Genomic DNA, 15,504 nt, shown 5'->3' on the forward strand with positions numbered 1-15,504 from the left:
CCAAAAGGACGCGATCGGCAAGACGAGGAAGCGGACCGTCCATGCTGCGATTTCTGCTCATGCGCATAGCGTCGGCAATCCCGGTCCTTGCCATACTGAGCCTCGTCACCTTCGCCATCATCCAGGCACCGCCCGGCGATTATGCCGACTACATCCGCTCGCAGCTGATCAACCAGGGAGGCGCCTCCTTCGCCGAAGCCGACGCGCAGGCCAACGCCTACCGGATCGAACATGGCCTCGATAAGCCGCTGCCCGTCCAGTATCTCAACTGGATCGGCGGCATCGTCACCCGCGGCGATTTCGGCTACAGCCTCTACTACAACAAGCCGGTGGCCGACGTTGTGGGCGAGCGCCTGCCGCGCACCCTCATCCTGGCGCTTGTGTGCCATCTGCTCGCCTCGGTGCTCGGCATCACCTTCGGCATATGGGCGGCGACCCGGCAATACACCTGGATCGACTCGACACTTTCGGCCATCTCCTTCCTCGGCATGACGGTGCCGCGCTTCCTGATGGCGCTGATCATCGTCTATCTCCTGGTCTTCCAGTTCAACGTCTCGGAGATAGGCAGCTTCTTCTCGCCGCAATATGGCGGCGCGCCATGGTCGTGGGCCAAGTTCCTCGATCTGGTCAAGCATGTCTGGCCGGTGGTTGCGATCGCCACCTTCGGCGGGCTCGCCTACAACATGCGCGTCATGCGCGGTAATCTGCTCGACACGCTGAACGCCCAATATGTCGAGACGGCCAAGGCCAAGGGGTTGACCGGCAGCGCCGTCGTCATGCGACACGCCGTGCCCAATGCGCTGCATCCGCTGGTCATGTATCAGGGCGTGGTGCTGCCTTACATGCTGACCGGCGAAATCGAGACGGCGATCATCTTCGCGCTGCCGACCGTCGGCCCGGCGATCGTCGGCTCGATGGCGGTCGGCGACGTCTATGTCACCGCCACTTTCATGATGGTGCTGTCGGCGACGCTGATCGTCGGCAACATCATCGCCGACATGTTGCTGGTCCTGCTCGATCCGCGCGTGCGCCAGTTCGGGGAGAGCTAGATGTTGGCCCGCGATACATCGCCACCGCCGCTGCCGGCTGAAGGACCCGTCGAGAGACCCGCGCACGGCAACGAGAGCTACACCGCGCTCGTCTGGCGCCGGCTGAAGCGCTCCTGGACCGGCATGGCGGGGTTCTGGCTCGTCGTGCTGCTGATCCTCATGGCGGTATTCGCCGAGTTCCTGGCGCCGATGGACCCGAAGGTGACCGATGTCGCCTTCGCGCCGCCGCAACTGCCTGCTTTCCACGACAGGGACGGCGATTTCGTCGCCCGGCCCAGGGTCTATGCGCTGGCGGATTCGGCGGATCTCGATCCGGTCACCTTTCAGCCCATCGTCGGTCCCGACTATGATCATCCAAGATTGCTCGGCCTTTTCGTCGAGGGCGCGCCCTACAGGCTCTTCGGGCTCATTGCGGCGAACCGGCATTTCTTCGGTTCGATGGACGGCCAGCCGGTGCATTTCCTCGGCACCGACAAGTTCGGACGCGACGTGCTCTCGCGCGCCATCCATGGCTCGCGCGTCTCGCTGATGATCGCGCTGACGGTGGTCTTCATCATCACCGTCATCGGCACTACGGTCGGCATGGCTTCCGGCTATTTCGGCGGTCGGTTCGATGTCTGGATGCAGCGCTTCGTCGAACTCGTGCTGGCCTTCCCGCAGCTGCCGCTCTATCTGGCGCTGACGACGCTGATCCCGGTCACCGCGCCCACCAACGTCTTCCTCGCCTTCGTCATCATCGTCATGTCGGCGCTGGGCTGGGCGCAGATGTCGCGCGAGGTGCGCGGCAAGACGCTGGCGCTTGCGCGCATTGAATACGTACGCGCCGCCATGGCGGTGGGCGCCACCGACCGGCGCATCATCATGCAGCACATTTTCCCCAATGTGATGAGCCATGTGATCGTCGCGGTGACGTTGGCGATCCCGACCGTTGTGCTGCTCGAATCCTTCCTCGGTTTTCTCGGCTTTGCGGTGAAGCCGCCACTGATCTCCTGGGGGCTGATGCTGCAGGACACCGCGACCTACTCCGTCATAGGCACCTATCCGTGGATCCTGTCGCCGGTCGGCTTCGTGCTGGTCACCGTCTTTGCCTTCAACGCGCTGGGCGACGGCCTGCGCGACGCCGTCGATCCTTATTGAGGTGGCTGGGATGACGCTCGCGCTCGCCGAACCCTTCGCACCTTCCGTCCGGCACGACCATGACGGACGCCAGGGAGAACCCGTGATCGATGCCCGCAACATCGAGGTCGCCTTCAAGGTCGAGCACGGCACCGTCGAGGCGGTCAAGGACGTCTCGTTCCAGCTCTATCGCGGCGAGACGATCGCCATCGTCGGCGAATCCGGTTCCGGCAAATCGGTGACGGCGCGCACCGTCATGGGATTGCTGTCCCGGCGCGCCACCGTTTCACCGAGATCGACCGTCTGTTATGATGGGCAGAACATCCTGAAGTTCCCCGAAAGCGCCCGGCGCAAGCTGCGCGGCAACCGCATCTCGATGATCTTCCAGGAGCCGATGAGCTCGCTCAATCCGATCTATACGATCGGCAGCCAGATCGTCGAGGCGATCAGGGTTCATCGCAAGGTCGGCCGGCGGCAAGCCTGGGCACGGGCGCTCGAACTCCTGCAGCATGTCCAGATCCCGGATCCCGTCGCGCGGCTCAAGCAATATCCGCATCAGCTCTCGGGCGGCCAGCGCCAGCGCGTGATGATCGCCATGGCGCTGGCCAACGATCCCGACGTGCTGATCGCCGACGAACCGACGACGGCGCTCGACGTCACCGTCCAGGCACAGATCCTGAACCTGATCCGCAATCTGCAGAAAGAGCTGCGCATGGCGGTGATCCTGATCACCCATGACCTCACGGTCGTGCGCAAATTCTCCGACTACGTCTATGTCATGCAGCATGGCGAGATGCGGGAGCATAACGTCACCGAACGTCTGTTCTCCGATCCCCAGCATCCCTATACGCAACGACTGCTCGCCTCCGAACCGCGCGGGCGGCCACAACCGCTGCCGGAGGGCTCCGGCACCATCCTCGAAGCGAACGGGGTGCGCGTCTGCTTCATGCTGCGTCACGGCACCTTCCTCAAACCCGACTGGCGCGAGCTGGTCGCCGTCGACGATCTCGATCTCAAGCTTTGCCGCCACGAAACACTGGGACTGGTCGGCGAATCCGGCTCCGGCAAGACCACATTCGGCCAGTGCCTGCTCAGGTTGATCGATGCCAAGCGCGGCGAGATCCGTTTCGACGGCCAGCCGATCCATGGGCTGTCACGGGCCGAGATGCGGCCGCTGCGATCGCGCATGCAGGTCGTCTTCCAGGATCCGTTCTCCTCGCTCAACCCGCGCATGACGATCGGGCAGATCATCGAGGAAGGGCTGATCGTCAACGGCATCGGAGCGACGCGGCGCGAGCGGGTCGAGCGGGTGCGCGAGGCGCTGGTCAGCGCCGGCATGCCGGGCGACATCCTTTCGCGATTTCCGCACGAGTTCTCCGGCGGACAGCGGCAGCGCGTCGCCATCGCCCGAGCCATCGCGTTGGAACCGGAATTCATCCTGCTCGACGAGCCGACATCGGCGCTGGACCTCTCCGTCCAGGCGCAGATCATCGATCTCTTGCGCAGGCTGCAGGACGAGCGCGGCCTGAGTTATCTCTTCATCTCGCACGATCTCAAGGTGGTTCGCGCTCTGTGCCACCGCGTCATCGTCATGCAGCACGGCAAGATCGTCGAACAGGGACCTGTCGACGAGGTCCTCACCAATCCCAAGACCGCCTACACCGAACGGCTCGTCCGGGCCGCTTTCGACGTGGCCTGAACACATGCCGGAGGTTTAGCGTGGCAAGACATCCCAGGATCACTTTCATCGGCGCCGGCTCGACCGTGTTCATGAAGAACATCGTCGGTGACGTGCTGCAGCGGCCGGCGCTTTCGGGCGCGACGATCGCGCTGATGGACATCGATCCGCAGCGGCTGGAAGAGAGTGCCGTCGTCGTCAACAAGCTGATTGCGTCGCTCGGCGTGAAGGCGAAAGCGGAGACCTATTCCGACCAGCGCAAGGCGCTGGCCGGCGCCGATTTCGTCGTCGTCGCCTTCCAGATCGGCGGCTACGAGCCCTGCACCGTCACCGACTTTGAAGTGCCGAAGAAATATGGCCTGCGCCAGACCATAGCCGACACGCTCGGCGTCGGCGGCATCATGCGAGGCTTGAGGACCGTGCCGCATCTGTGGAAGATCTGCGAGGACATGCTCGCCGTCTGCCCCGATGCGATCATGCTGCAATACGTCAATCCGATGGCGATCAACACCTGGGCGATCTCGGAGAGATATCCAGAGATCAGGCAGGTCGGCCTCTGCCACTCGGTGCAGGGCACCGCGATGGAACTGGCGCACGATCTCGATCTTCCCTACGAGGACATCCGCTATCGCTCCGCCGGCATCAACCACATGGCCTTCTACCTGAAGTTCGAGCACCGCCAGGCCGACGGCTCCTACCGCGACCTCTACCCGGATCTCCTGCGCGCCTATCGCGAAGGGCGTGCGCCCAAGCCCGGCTGGAATCCGCGCTGCCCCAACAAGGTGCGTTACGAGATGCTGACCCGGCTCGGTTATTTCGTCACCGAAAGCTCGGAGCATTTCGCCGAATACACGCCCTATTTCATCAAGAGCGGCCGTCCCGACCTGATCGAGAAATACGGTATCCCGCTGGATGAATATCCCAAGCGCTGCATCGAGCAGATCGAGCGTTGGCAGGGGCAGGCGGAAGCCTATCGTTCGGCCGAGCGCATCGAGGTCGAGCAATCGAAGGAATATGCCTCCTCGATCATGAATTCGGTCTGGACCGGCGAGCCGTCGGTGATCTACGGCAATGTTCGCAACAATGGCTGCATCACCCCGCTGCCCCGCGAGTGCGCCGCCGAGGTGCCGTGCCTGGTCGACGCCTCCGGCATCCAGCCGACTTACATCGGCGACCTGCCGCCGCAATTGACGGCGCTGATCCGCACCAACATCAACGTGCAGGAACTGACGGTGCGGGCGCTGACGAGCGAGAACCGGGAACACATCTACCATGCGGCGATGATGGATCCGCACACGGCAGCCGAGCTCGATCTCGACCAGATATGGTCACTGGTGGACGAGCTTCTTGCCGCTCACGGCGACTGGCTGCCGGCCTGGGCACGCGTGAGCCGCAAGATCCAAGCCGCCTGACCAAGCGTCGCTCTTAGCTTATTTTGGCTCGTCGGCGTCGGGTTCTTCCTCGTCGTCGCGGGCTTTGATGACATAGGCGCCCTTCAGCCAGCGGTTGAGGTCGATGTCCTTGCAGCGCTTGGAGCAGAACGGGTAGGTCTCGCGCGCCGAAGGCTTGCCGCATTCGGGGCAGGGGCGCTTTGGCCGCAGCGGCGTCACCTTGTCGTCCGCGCTCATGGCCGCGCCGAGGACCAGTTTTGATGGACCTTGAAGCCTTCGCCCGAAAGCAACGCTACGGTCTCGTAAAGCGGCAAGCCGACGACATTGGTGTAGGAGCCGACCAGCTTGACGACGAAAGCGCCCGCAAGCCCCTGTACGGCATAGCCGCCGGCCTTGCCGCGCCATTCTCCCGACGCGACATAGGCGTCGATCTCCTCGCGCGGCAGCCGCTTGAACCGCACCCGCGTCTCGACCAGCCGCTGGCGCAGTTTGCCGCCGGGCGTGATCAGGCAGATGCCGGAATAGACCCGGTGCGAACGCCCCGACAGCAATCCGAGGCAGTTGGCGGCATCGTCGAGCGTCTCGGCCTTGGGCAGGATGCGCCGCCCGACAGCGACCACCGTGTCGGCGGCCAGCACCAAGGCCGGCGCGTAGTCGGTTTCCGACTTCAGCGAGGCGAATGCCTTTTCGGCCTTTTCCTTCGACAGCCTTTTGGCCAGCGAGCGCGGATGCTCGGCACGCAGCGGCGTCTCGTCGATGTCGGCAGGCAATATGCGGTCCGGTTCGATGCCGGCCTGCTGCAGGAGTTCAATGCGGCGCGGCGAACCCGAGGCAAGCACCAGCTTCAGCAAAATGCTCATCGCGGACCAGTCGGCCTTGATCTTACTTGAAACGATAGGTGATGCGGCCCTTGGTCAGGTCGTAGGGCGTCATCTCGACCAGGACCTTGTCGCCGGTCAGCACGCGGATACGGTTCTTGCGCATGCGGCCGGCCGTATGGGCTATGATTTCGTGTTCGTTTTCGAGTTTCACTCGGAACATGGCGTTGGGCAGCAGTTCCGTGACGACACCCGGAAACTCGAGGACTTCTTCCTTCGGCATTCGATACCTTTGCTTGGATGGTTTCCCGGCGTTTAGAGCATGATGCCGAAAAGTATGAGGCGGTTTTCGGACGACATCATGCTCTACTTCTTTGATCTAGAGTCGGAAGCTGTCAGGTCGAAGAGACCCAACCGCATCCGACTCTAGCCGGAAATTCGGCGGAACCTATATGATAATCGTCGGCTTGTGAACACGCTTAATCCGTCGCGTTTTTTGCTTCCGGAAGCAAAAAACGTCGGCCTATGCGCAACTTCAGCCGTTCACGCACATCGCGATAGGCCGCGATGATCTGCTCGCGCGTGCCGCTGGCGCCGGTAGGATCCGGCGTCGGCCAGTATTCGACCTCGACGGCGAGCGAGCGGGTGAGCTCCAGCGCGGCATGGTGCGCCTCCGGCGCGAGCGTGACGATGAGATCGAAATAGTCGTCTTCCAGCTCGTCCATCGTCCTTGGGTGGCGCTCGCCCAGCGACAGGCCTTCCTCGGCAAGCACGGCATCGACGAACGGGTCACGCTCGCCGCTGCGCACGCCCGCCGAGGCGACGAAGGTGCTGGCCGGCAGCATGCGCCGCGCCAACAGTTCGGCCATCGGCGAGCGCACGGCATTCATGCCGCACAGGAACAGGATCGAACGGGGCTGCGCGCCGGCGGTCAGGGGTTAACCCCGCCAATGGAGCACGCAGACCAGCGTGAACAGCCGGCGCGCCGTGTCGAAATCGATGTCGATCTTGCCGGCGAGCCGGTCCATCAACGTCTGCGAACCCTCGTTGTGCAGGCCGCGGCGACCCATGTCGATCGCCTCGATATGGCTCGGCGTCGAGGAGCGAATGGCGTCGTAATAGCTTTCGCAGATCATGTAGTAGTCCTTGACGATGCGCCTGAGCGGCGTCAGCGACAGGATATGGGTCACCACGGCGGAACCGTCGTCGCGCGTCACGGCGAAAACCAGGCGGGACTCGGCCAGCGACAGCTTCAGCCGGTAGGGGCCGGCGCCGCTGTCATTGACCGGTTGAAAACTGTTCTCCTCGATCAGGTCGAAGATCGCCACCGCGCGTTCGTGCTCGACGTCGGGCGTCGAACGGCCGATCGATTCATCGAGTTCGACATCGATCAGCCTCGCCCGGGTTTGATCGGAGCCCGACATGGCGCCTACATGTTCAGCCGGATAGCGACGGAGCGTCCATGCGCGTCGAGCCCTTCCGCCTTGGCCAGCGCGATCGCGGCGGGCGCCAGCGCGCGCAATTGCTCGGGCCCGAGCTTCAGGATCGAGGTGCGCTTGACGAAATCGAGTACCGAAAGGCCTGACGAGAAACGCGCCGAGCGCGCCGTCGGCAGCACGTGGTTGGAACCACCGACATAGTCGCCGATGGCTTCCGGCGTATGGCGGCCGAGAAACACGGCACCGGCATTGTGCATCCGCGACAGGAAGCCCTCGGCATCGTCGATTGCCAGTTCGACATGCTCGGCCGCGATACGGTCGACCAGCGGCAGCGCTGCCTCGATCGCCGCAACCTCGATCACCGCGCCGAAATCGCGCCAACTCGCCGCTGCCGTCTCCGCCCGTGGCAGGTTTGGCAGCTGCCGTTCGACCGCCTCCTCCACCGCCTTGCCAAAGGCCGGATCGTCGGTGATCAGGATCGACTGCGCCGACGCGTCATGTTCGGCCTGGGCCAGGAGATCGGCGGCGATCCAGTCGGGATCATTGTCGCCGTCGGCCACGACCAGCACTTCCGAGGGGCCGGCGATCATGTCGATGCCGACGGTGCCGAACACCTGGCGCTTGGCCGCCGCGACATAGGCATTGCCAGGGCCGACAATCTTGGCGACCGGCTTGATCGTCTCGGTGCCATAGGCCAGGGCAGCGATCGCCTGGGCGCCGCCGATGCGATAGATTTCCGGCACGCCGGCAAGGTCGGCCGCCACCAGCACAAGCGGATTGATGACGCCGCCGGGTGCCGGCACCACCATGACGATGCGCTCCACGCCGGCGACCTTGGCCGGGATGGCGTTCATCAGCACCGAACTGGGATAGCTCGCAGTGCCGCCCGGCACGTAAAGCCCGACCGCCTCGACCGCGGTCCAGCGCCAGCCGAGCTCGACGCCCGCGGCATCGGTAAAGCGGTCGTCCTTCGGCCGCTGCCGCTCGTGATAGGCGCGGATGCGGTCGCGCGCGAATTCGAGCGCCTCGATCGTCTGGTGGTCGCAAGCGGCATAGGCGCGGGCGATCTCGTCCTTCGACACGGCAATGCCAAGTTCCCTGAGGTCGGCCCGGTCGAAGCGTCTGGTAAAATCGACGAGGGCGGCGTCGCCGTCGGCGCGCACGCGCGCGATGATCTGGCGCACGGCCGCGTCGACATCGGCCGACACTTCCCTCTTGGTGGTGAGGAAAGCGGCGAAACGCTGTTCGAAATCGGCGTCGGACTGACGAAGCGTGATGGCCATCGCTCAAGCCCTGTGCACGGGACGCGACGTGGCTTCCCACGCGCCGCCGACATCGGCAAGGCGGGCCTCGATGCATTCGACATCGAGCATGATCGCGCCGCCTCCCGAAAAGATCAGCTCGACTATGCCGGCCGGCTTGCTGATCTCGATGAAGCTGATCGCCAGCAGCGACAGCACTTCGGCCGGCTTGTCGCGGGCTATGCCGCTGGTCTTGGCGCCCAGAACCCGATCGAAATGCAGCACGGCCTGGCGCCGTTCGTTGTGCTGGCGAAAGAAGCCCGATTTGGCCTCCCAGACGAAACGGTTCATGGTCAGCACGAAACGCTTGGCCGCGGGAAGGTATTCAAGGTCCGAGACTTTCATCACGGCGTCCTGGACATGGGCGGAGACGATGCTCAGGTCCTGGTCGTCGAGGGCGATAAGCTTAAGGCCGGTCATGCGGATTTCGCACCTGAAAATTGACTGTTCAGCCTTCTGTTAGAGCATGATCCCGAAAAGTGGAAACCGCTTTTCGGAAAAGATCATGCTCAAGCAGGAATCCGGAGGTCGTTCCGGTCCGCGCAGCCGTGAGGCGGGCGGGGATCGGTCTAAGCCGAGATCCGTTCGATCACGGCGCCGCAATTGGACAGCTTTTCCTCCAGCCGCTCGAAGCCGCGGTCGAGATGATAAACGCGGTTGACCGTGGTTTCGCCTTCGGCCGCAAGGCCGGCGATGACCAGCGAAACGGAAGCGCGAAGGTCGGTCGCCATGACAGGCGCGCCCTTCAATTTCGGCACGCCGTCGACGATCGCCGTCTGGCCCGAAAGTGTGATGTGGGCGCCCAGGCGCGCGAGTTCCTGCACATGCATGAAGCGGTTTTCGAAGATCGTCTCGGTGATGCGCGACTTGCCCTTGGCCATGGTCATCAGGCCCATGAACTGCGCCTGCAGATCGGTGGGGAAGGCCGGGAAGGGCGCCGTCGTCACGTCGACCGGTGAAATGCCGTTGCCGTTGCGCTTGACGCGGATGCCGGAATTGGTCGGCGTGATCTCGGCGCCCGTCTGCGAGATCACGTCCAGCGCGGTCTGTAGCAAATCGGGACGCGCGCCCTCGAGCACGACGTCGCCGCCGGTCATGGCGACGGCCATGGCATAGGTTCCGGTCTCGATCCGGTCCGGGATGACGCGCACGCGCGCGCCCGACAGCGCCTCGACGCCGTCGATGGTGATGGTTGGCGTGCCGGCGCCGGAAATCCTGGCGCCCATGGCATTGAGGCATTCGGCGAGGTTGACGATCTCGGGCTCGCAGGCGGCGTTCTCAAGCACCGTCTCGCCCTTGGCGAGCGACGCCGCCATCATCAGCACATGGGTGGCGCCGACCGACACTTTCGGAAAGACGTAACGGTTGCCGACGAGGCGGCCGTTCCTGGTCTTGGCGATAACGTAGCCGGTGTCGACGTCGATGTCGGCGCCCAGCGCCTGCAGGCCTTCCAGGAACAGGTCGACCGGCCGCGTGCCGATGGCGCAACCGCCCGGAAGCGACACCTTGGCCTCGCCCATGCGGGCCAGCAGCGGGCCGATGACCCAGAACGAAGCGCGCATCTTCGACACCAGCTCGTAGGGGGCCGTCGTGTCGACGATGTTGCGGGCGGAAAAATTGATGGTGCGCGAATAGCCTTCATTCTGCTTTTCGCGGCGTCCGTTGACCGAATAATCGACGCCGTGATTGCCCAGGATGCGGATCAGCTGCTCGACATCGGCCAGATGCGGCACGTTTTCGAGCGTCAGCGTGTCGTCTGTCAGAAGCGACGCGATCATCAGCGGCAGGGCGGCGTTTTTCGCGCCCGAGATCGGAATGCTTCCGGCGAGCTTGTTGCCGCCGACAATTCTGATGCGATCCATGAAGACTATCCCCTCGGCCCTGAAAGCCGGTTTCAATCGTTTGAGTATCGGCCCGTCTAGACCATCGGCCAAGCTGGTTCAAGAAATAGGATTTCCTGGCACCCGACCCAAGAGTGGCGGATTTGAGTTAATCTTTTTGTATTTCCTTCGCCGCGCCGACCCCGTCCGGCCGCTTGCCGGCGTCGCCGGTGCGCTGTTTGTCAGCGTCGCCGGCGCGCCGCGAGCGCGACTGCGCCTTGCGTTTCAGCAGATTCGCGCGCAGCTGCTCGGCCAGGCGGTCCTTGCGGCCGGTGCCGCCCTTTTTCGGTGGAATTGTCTTGTCGTTCATCGTCCCGTCCTAGCCGGCGGCCGGCCAGCCCGCTATTCAGGCATAACCAACATTGTGGCGCGGCCATGTCATCAAAACGTATCCGGCAAAGGCTTTCACAGATGCTTTGCACTTGGCCTTGCGCTTGCCGGTTCGATATGGCAGAAGCCCCGCCATCAGCGGCTGCGGTAGCTCAGTGGTAGAGCACTCCCTTGGTAAGGGAGAGGTCGAGAGTTCAATCCTCTCTCGCAGCACCAGACTGCCCGACATTTTCAGCGCCATCCATCCCATTCTTAAGCCCTTGCGGCACGAATGGGCAAAAAAAAGGCGCATCGGGCACCTGAATCCGAGATTTCGCGCAAGGTTGGTTCTCGTCGCGCTTTCATGGCGGGAGCAAATCGGCCTGCTTGCTTTCCTCCGCGACGAGCGCCTGCCCATAGCGGGCGACCGCTTGGCGCCCTTCCGCCCCCCACCCGCCCGATCGGACGGTTGAAAACATCGGCATTGGCGACCCGGGCGAGTCCGCTCCGGTCAGTGCCTTGAAGCATGATCTGGCGCGGCCGTCGTCCCGATCAGAGTCGCAGGGCGAAGCGCCGTCCGCGCAGACGGCGCTGGTTGCGGCTTCATCGGAACGCAAATGCCGATATCGGGATTTGCGCTGGTCGCCCGATCGTGATTCAAGTCGGCGATTCCGAGGGCTTTCCCGCTGGAGCGCAGCATGACCTTGATCACACGCCGTCGACTTCTGAAATCGGCAGCGTTTGCCGGTGCGGGCGGGCTCGTCGCGATGGGGAGGCTTGGCGGCTGGGCCGCCGCCACGCCCGAGCCGGTGGTACTGCGGACGGCCAAGATCCAGGCCAGGCTGGTGGAGATCGGTCCGACCCGGGACGTGCTGACCTATGGCAGCGCCGGGATGCCGCCTGTGCTGAGGATGAAAAAGGGCGAGCCCTTCGCCGCCCGGCTCGTCAACGCCATCGACGACCCGACGACGATCCATTGGCACGGCGTTCGGGTCCCCAACAGGATGGACGGCGTTCCGTTCCTGGTCCAGCCCTATGTCTATAGCGGCGATCATTTCGACTACGCCTTCACGCCGCCCGATGCCGGCACCTTCTGGTACCACCCGCATTGCAACACGCTGGAGCAGATGGGGCACGGCCTGACCGGCGTCATCGTGGTCGAAAATCCCGGTGATCCGAAATTCGATGCCGAAATCGTCCTGAATCTGCGCGACTGGCGCCTCGGCGACGATGGCCAGTTCATCGATCAGTTCCGGCCGCGGGATGCCGCGAGAACCGGCACCTATGGCACGGTGCGCACGGCCAACTGGCTCGACCAGCCGCACTATGACGCGCCAGCCGGCGGGCTGGTGCGGCTGCGCGTCGCCATCACCGACGTGACGCGCATCCATGCCTTTCGCGTCGACGGCGCGGAGGCGACGGTGATCGCGCTGGATGGCAATCCGGTGCCGCAGCGTTTTTCGCCCGATGCCTTGCTGCTTGGCCCGGGACAGCGCATGGAACTCGCCATCCGCATGCCTGACGCGGAGGGCGCGGTCGTGAGCCTGCGGGACGTCAGGGGCACCAAGCCCAAGGTGCTGGCTACCTTGCGTGCGGCTGGCAGCTCGCTGAAGCGCGACATTCGTGATGTCGCGCCGCTGGAGGCCAATCCGGTGGCGGAGGTCGATCTCTCCGCTGCCCAGCATATTTCGCTGGCGCTCAGCGCTACGGCCGAGAACATTGCGAGCGACGGCATATGCGGTTCGCTCGGCTACAGTTTCTGGGCCATCAACAAGGTGCCGTGGCCGGGTGACACGCCGGATCCGACCGCGCCGCTGGCCGAATTGAAGCTTGGCAGGAGCTATGTCATCGACATGGAGAACCTGACGCCGCAATCGCATCCGATGCATTTGCACGGCATGAGCTTCAAAGTGCTGTCATCCTCGACTCGGCCCGTGCAGCCGCTGATTTCAGACACCTATCTCATTCAGCCCAACGAGAAGGTGAGCCTCGGCTTCGTCGCCGACAACCCCGGCGACTGGCTGCTGCACTGCCACATCATCGAGCATCAGAAGTCGGGCATGACGAGCTACGTCAGGGTGACCTGAAACCGAGCGCGTGCCGCGGCCTACTTGCGCAGTTGCGCCTCGATCTCGTCGAGCACCTTGTCCTTGCCGATGCCGGTGAGGAAGGCGAGGCCCTTGATGACCGGCTTGGTCACCGAAGCCGAGATCGGCGTCGTGGCGACGATGAAGTCGACGCTGTCGGCCAGCCCCGGCACTTCGGTCGCCTTGGCCTGCTGGGCGTTGAAGGTCAGGCCGCGCTGCTTCATCGCCTCGGTGACGGCGACGTTGACCGCGGTTGAGGTGGCTATGCCCGTGCCGCAGGCAAAGAGAATTGTTTTCTGTCTGGACATCTCTTGCTTCTCCTTGTTCAGCCGAGCACGGCCCGAACGTCGTCTAGCGTCGTGGCCGACCTCAGGCCGTCCAATGCATCTGGATTCTGGATGGTGGCCATAACGGCCTGCAGCGCTTCAATCTGCTTGTCCTTGTCATTGATGGCAAGCAGGAAGACGAAGCCGACCGGCAGCTTCTCGTCGGGGTCTTCCATGTTGGCGAAGACGACGGGGTGCTTCAATGTGCCCAAAGCGATCCCGGGCTTCAGGACATGTTCGGGATCGGTGTGCGGCACCGCGACATTGTCGGCGCGCTCCAGCGGCAGTCCTGTCGGGATGGTCAACTCGCGGCGCACGACCGCGTCGGCGTAGGAACTTCTGACATAGCCGAGCGTCTCGAGCCGGCCGGCCAGGATGCGGATGATCTGCTCATTGGTCGAGGCATCGGATCCGAGCACGATCGCTTCGGGGTCCAGAAGCTGCATGAGTCCGTCAGACATGTTTTTGCTCCGTCGATAAAATCATGCGCCCGGGGAGGGCGCACGATCATTTCAAACGTCAGGCGTGATGAGGCTCAGGCCGTGCCTTCGGCCGGCTCGTCCTCGGCGCCCGCTGCCCGTTCCCAGCCGAGCGTGTTGCGGCGATAGAGGACGAACAATGCCGCGATGACCACGGCGATCACGACGATGCCGGCAAGGCCAAGTCCCTGGATCGCCTCGATGATCACATAGGGCACCCACAGGAAGCCGTCGACGACCGAGGTGATCTGCAGCGCGTCTGCCGGCAGCTTGAAGCCCGACGCGACGGCCGCACTTGTGAACAGCGGCGCCAGCGCGTTGGCGACGTAGAAACCGATCGCCAGCGTCACCGTGCCGATCACCACCATGCGGAACACATTGCCTTTGACCAGAGGGGCGGTCATGGCGACGATGAAGGGAATGACCGCCAGGTCGGCGAACAGGATGACGCGGTTGCCCGGCAGGATCACCGACAGGATGATCGCGATAGGCACCAGGATCAGCGACGACGAGATCGCGGCGGGATGCCCGATCAGGATGGCGGAGTCCAGGCCGACCAGAAGCTCGCGGTCGCCGGTGCGCTTGCGCACGAATTCCTGCGCCGCGTCGGAGACCGGGATCAGGCCCTCCATCAGGATCTTCACCATGCGCGGCAAAAGCAGCATGACGGCTGCCAGGGTCATGCCGGTGCCAAGCACCTTGGCGAGCACCGTGCCGAGATCGCCCGCATTGTAGAAGGCGATGGCACCGAGCACGAGACCGATGATCAAGCCGAGCACGACAGGTTCGCCGAACACGCCGAACCGGCGCTCGATGGTCTCGGTGTTGATGTTGATGCGGTTGATGCCGGGAATACGGTCCATGATCCAGTTCAGGATGATGGCGATCGGCAGGATCTGCGCGGAGGCCAGGTGCGGCACCGAAATGCCGGGCACGCCATAGAACTGCTGCACCGCGCGCGCCGACCAGTCGGCGAACAGCAGCGACAGCGCCGCGACCAACGCCGCGATGGCGATGCCGTAGGCCAGATTGTCGGTCGCCGCCACGACCAGCGAGCCGACAAAGGCGAAGTGCCAGAAGTTCCAGACGTCGACATTGAGCGTGCGCGTCATGCGCGTCAGCAACAGCACGATGTTGACCAGGATGCCGACGGGGATGACCCACAGGCCGACCGACGAGCCGAAGGCGATGGCGGCCGCCGACGGCCAGCCGACATCGATGATGTCGCGATGAATGCCGGTGTTGGTGACGATGGCCTTGGCGACGTCGCCGATCGACGTGAACATCAGGCCAAGCACGAGATTGATGCCGATGAAGGCGACGCCGATGGTGACCGCGGCGCGAAAAGCCTTGCTGACCTTTGCGCCCAGAACGACGGCTATGATGAAAATGACGATCGGCAGCAGCACTGTTGCGCCGAGCGTGTCGATGGCCCCTTTGAGGCCCGCAAGAATAGTATCCATTTGTCCTCCCCTGGAGCACCGAGCCCGACCCCCGGGTTCGAAATGATGCTCCGTTGACCTCCAACGCCTTTGCCGCCAACCTCGGCGCAAAGGCACTCCCCGTTCTGCCCGCGAGGCGGAATGCGTCCCGCTCGGTGATGCGGGATGAACATTTGCCTCCGCTGGCGA

Annotated in this window: 17 protein-coding genes and 1 tRNA gene; 6 read left to right on the forward strand and 12 right to left on the reverse strand. The window is 63.8% G+C overall.

The window, feature by feature from the left end; translation table 11 throughout:
* Positions 1–41 precede the first annotated feature (41 nt).
* The 4 genes from FJ428_RS18790 to FJ428_RS18805 are packed head-to-tail and all read left to right on the forward strand — an operon-like array spanning position 42 to position 5,255.
* On the forward strand, positions 42–1,049 hold the full coding sequence (locus FJ428_RS18790; protein ID WP_140513339.1) for an ABC transporter permease: 1,008 nt from the start codon (positions 42–44) through the stop codon (positions 1,047–1,049).
* The gene (locus tag FJ428_RS18795) at positions 1,050–2,186 is read left to right on the forward strand and encodes an ABC transporter permease (protein WP_140501031.1); all 1,137 of its coding nucleotides are present in this window, start codon (positions 1,050–1,052) and stop codon (positions 2,184–2,186) included.
* 10 nt (positions 2,187–2,196) lie between these two features.
* Positions 2,197–3,864 (forward strand): ABC transporter ATP-binding protein, encoded by a 1,668-nt coding sequence (locus FJ428_RS18800; RefSeq protein ID WP_140501033.1) that lies wholly within the window; start codon positions 2,197–2,199, stop codon positions 3,862–3,864.
* A gap of 20 nt (positions 3,865–3,884) precedes the next feature.
* Positions 3,885–5,255 carry an alpha-glucosidase/alpha-galactosidase gene (locus FJ428_RS18805; RefSeq protein WP_140879938.1) on the forward strand — a complete coding sequence of 457 codons (1,371 nt, stop codon included), beginning with the start codon at positions 3,885–3,887 and terminating at the stop codon, positions 5,253–5,255.
* 18 nt (positions 5,256–5,273) lie between these two features.
* Here FJ428_RS18805 and yacG read toward each other — a convergent pair whose 3' ends face one another.
* The 9 genes from yacG to FJ428_RS18850 all read right to left on the reverse strand — a co-directional run bounded on the left by yacG (position 5,274) and on the right by FJ428_RS18850 (position 10,982).
* The gene (yacG, locus tag FJ428_RS18810) at positions 5,274–5,471 is read right to left on the reverse strand and encodes a DNA gyrase inhibitor YacG (protein WP_140562204.1); all 198 of its coding nucleotides are present in this window, start codon (positions 5,469–5,471) and stop codon (positions 5,274–5,276) included.
* Positions 5,468–6,094 carry a Maf-like protein gene (locus FJ428_RS18815; protein ID WP_140501039.1) on the reverse strand — a complete coding sequence of 209 codons (627 nt, stop codon included), beginning with the start codon at positions 6,092–6,094 and terminating at the stop codon, positions 5,468–5,470. Before FJ428_RS18815 ends, yacG begins: the two co-directional genes overlap by 4 nt.
* 22 nt (positions 6,095–6,116) lie before the next feature.
* On the reverse strand, positions 6,117–6,335 hold the full coding sequence (infA, locus tag FJ428_RS18820; RefSeq protein ID WP_006200926.1) for a translation initiation factor IF-1: 219 nt from the start codon (positions 6,333–6,335) through the stop codon (positions 6,117–6,119).
* Between the two features lie 196 nt (positions 6,336–6,531).
* Entirely contained in the window at positions 6,532–6,942 is a 411-nt protein-coding gene (locus FJ428_RS18825) for a low molecular weight phosphatase family protein (protein ID WP_140501041.1), read from the reverse strand.
* A gap of 48 nt (positions 6,943–6,990) precedes the next feature.
* Positions 6,991–7,476: a UPF0262 family protein gene (locus FJ428_RS18830; RefSeq protein WP_140501043.1), complete on the reverse strand. Its 486-nt coding sequence runs from the start codon at positions 7,474–7,476 to the stop codon at positions 6,991–6,993.
* A 5-nt stretch (positions 7,477–7,481) separates the two neighbouring features.
* Positions 7,482–8,774 (reverse strand): histidinol dehydrogenase, encoded by a 1,293-nt coding sequence (gene hisD, locus FJ428_RS18835; RefSeq protein WP_140879939.1) that lies wholly within the window; start codon positions 8,772–8,774, stop codon positions 7,482–7,484.
* Between the two features lie 3 nt (positions 8,775–8,777).
* Entirely contained in the window at positions 8,778–9,212 is a 435-nt protein-coding gene (locus tag FJ428_RS18840) for a DUF2948 family protein (RefSeq protein ID WP_140513351.1), read from the reverse strand.
* 149 nt (positions 9,213–9,361) lie between these two features.
* Positions 9,362–10,654, reverse strand: coding sequence for a UDP-N-acetylglucosamine 1-carboxyvinyltransferase (murA, locus tag FJ428_RS18845; protein WP_140879940.1), 1,293 nt, complete (start codon positions 10,652–10,654; stop codon positions 9,362–9,364).
* A 127-nt stretch (positions 10,655–10,781) separates the two neighbouring features.
* Positions 10,782–10,982, reverse strand: coding sequence for a hypothetical protein (locus FJ428_RS18850; RefSeq protein ID WP_140879941.1), 201 nt, complete (start codon positions 10,980–10,982; stop codon positions 10,782–10,784).
* Positions 10,983–11,143: 161 nt separating this feature from the next.
* Here FJ428_RS18850 and FJ428_RS18855 point away from each other — a divergent pair.
* Together FJ428_RS18855 and FJ428_RS18860 are read left to right on the forward strand one after the other, a co-directional pair.
* A tRNA-Thr gene (locus FJ428_RS18855) sits at positions 11,144–11,218 on the forward strand.
* 461 nt (positions 11,219–11,679) lie between these two features.
* Positions 11,680–13,068 (forward strand): multicopper oxidase family protein, encoded by a 1,389-nt coding sequence (locus tag FJ428_RS18860; RefSeq protein ID WP_140879942.1) that lies wholly within the window; start codon positions 11,680–11,682, stop codon positions 13,066–13,068.
* Positions 13,069–13,088: 20 nt separating this feature from the next.
* On the opposite strand, the gene FJ428_RS18865 is transcribed toward FJ428_RS18860, so the two are convergent.
* The 3 genes from FJ428_RS18865 to FJ428_RS18875 all read right to left on the reverse strand — a co-directional run bounded on the left by FJ428_RS18865 (position 13,089) and on the right by FJ428_RS18875 (position 15,336).
* The gene (locus tag FJ428_RS18865; RefSeq protein WP_140513359.1) at positions 13,089–13,376 is read right to left on the reverse strand and encodes a PTS sugar transporter subunit IIB; all 288 of its coding nucleotides are present in this window, start codon (positions 13,374–13,376) and stop codon (positions 13,089–13,091) included.
* Between the two features lie 17 nt (positions 13,377–13,393).
* On the reverse strand, positions 13,394–13,855 hold the full coding sequence (locus tag FJ428_RS18870) for a PTS sugar transporter subunit IIA (RefSeq protein ID WP_140562200.1): 462 nt from the start codon (positions 13,853–13,855) through the stop codon (positions 13,394–13,396).
* 74 nt (positions 13,856–13,929) lie between these two features.
* Complete coding sequence (locus tag FJ428_RS18875) at positions 13,930–15,336, reverse strand: PTS transporter subunit IIC (protein ID WP_140562198.1); 1,407 nt, start codon at positions 15,334–15,336, stop codon at positions 13,930–13,932.
* Positions 15,337–15,504: the final 168 nt, after the last annotated feature.

Origin of the sequence: Mesorhizobium sp. B2-8-1, assembly GCF_006440955.1 — a bacterium.
Classification (GTDB): domain Bacteria; phylum Pseudomonadota; class Alphaproteobacteria; order Rhizobiales; family Rhizobiaceae; genus Mesorhizobium.

What these genes read in the sequence shown, in the direction of transcription:
- FJ428_RS18790 (WP_140513339.1), top strand. Translation starts at nt 42, where the DNA reads ATGCTGCGATTTCTGCTCATGCGCATAGCGTCGGCAATCCCGGTCCTT.
- FJ428_RS18795 (WP_140501031.1), top strand. Translation starts at nt 1,050, where the DNA reads ATGTTGGCCCGCGATACATCGCCACCGCCGCTGCCGGCTGAAGGACCC.
- FJ428_RS18800 (WP_140501033.1), top strand. Translation starts at nt 2,197, where the DNA reads ATGACGCTCGCGCTCGCCGAACCCTTCGCACCTTCCGTCCGGCACGAC.
- yacG (WP_140562204.1), bottom strand. Translation starts at nt 5,471, where the DNA reads ATGAGCGCGGACGACAAGGTGACGCCGCTGCGGCCAAAGCGCCCCTGC.
- FJ428_RS18815 (WP_140501039.1), bottom strand. Translation starts at nt 6,094, where the DNA reads ATGAGCATTTTGCTGAAGCTGGTGCTTGCCTCGGGTTCGCCGCGCCGC.
- infA (WP_006200926.1), bottom strand. Translation starts at nt 6,335, where the DNA reads ATGCCGAAGGAAGAAGTCCTCGAGTTTCCGGGTGTCGTCACGGAACTG.
- FJ428_RS18825 (WP_140501041.1), bottom strand. Translation starts at nt 6,942, where the DNA reads ATGAATGCCGTGCGCTCGCCGATGGCCGAACTGTTGGCGCGGCGCATG.
- FJ428_RS18830 (WP_140501043.1), bottom strand. Translation starts at nt 7,476, where the DNA reads ATGTCGGGCTCCGATCAAACCCGGGCGAGGCTGATCGATGTCGAACTC.
- hisD (WP_140879939.1), bottom strand. Translation starts at nt 8,774, where the DNA reads ATGGCCATCACGCTTCGTCAGTCCGACGCCGATTTCGAACAGCGTTTC.
- FJ428_RS18840 (WP_140513351.1), bottom strand. Translation starts at nt 9,212, where the DNA reads ATGACCGGCCTTAAGCTTATCGCCCTCGACGACCAGGACCTGAGCATC.
- murA (WP_140879940.1), bottom strand. Translation starts at nt 10,654, where the DNA reads ATGGATCGCATCAGAATTGTCGGCGGCAACAAGCTCGCCGGAAGCATT.
- FJ428_RS18850 (WP_140879941.1), bottom strand. Translation starts at nt 10,982, where the DNA reads ATGAACGACAAGACAATTCCACCGAAAAAGGGCGGCACCGGCCGCAAG.
- FJ428_RS18860 (WP_140879942.1), top strand. Translation starts at nt 11,680, where the DNA reads ATGACCTTGATCACACGCCGTCGACTTCTGAAATCGGCAGCGTTTGCC.
- FJ428_RS18865 (WP_140513359.1), bottom strand. Translation starts at nt 13,376, where the DNA reads ATGTCCAGACAGAAAACAATTCTCTTTGCCTGCGGCACGGGCATAGCC.
- FJ428_RS18870 (WP_140562200.1), bottom strand. Translation starts at nt 13,855, where the DNA reads ATGTCTGACGGACTCATGCAGCTTCTGGACCCCGAAGCGATCGTGCTC.
- FJ428_RS18875 (WP_140562198.1), bottom strand. Translation starts at nt 15,336, where the DNA reads ATGGATACTATTCTTGCGGGCCTCAAAGGGGCCATCGACACGCTCGGC.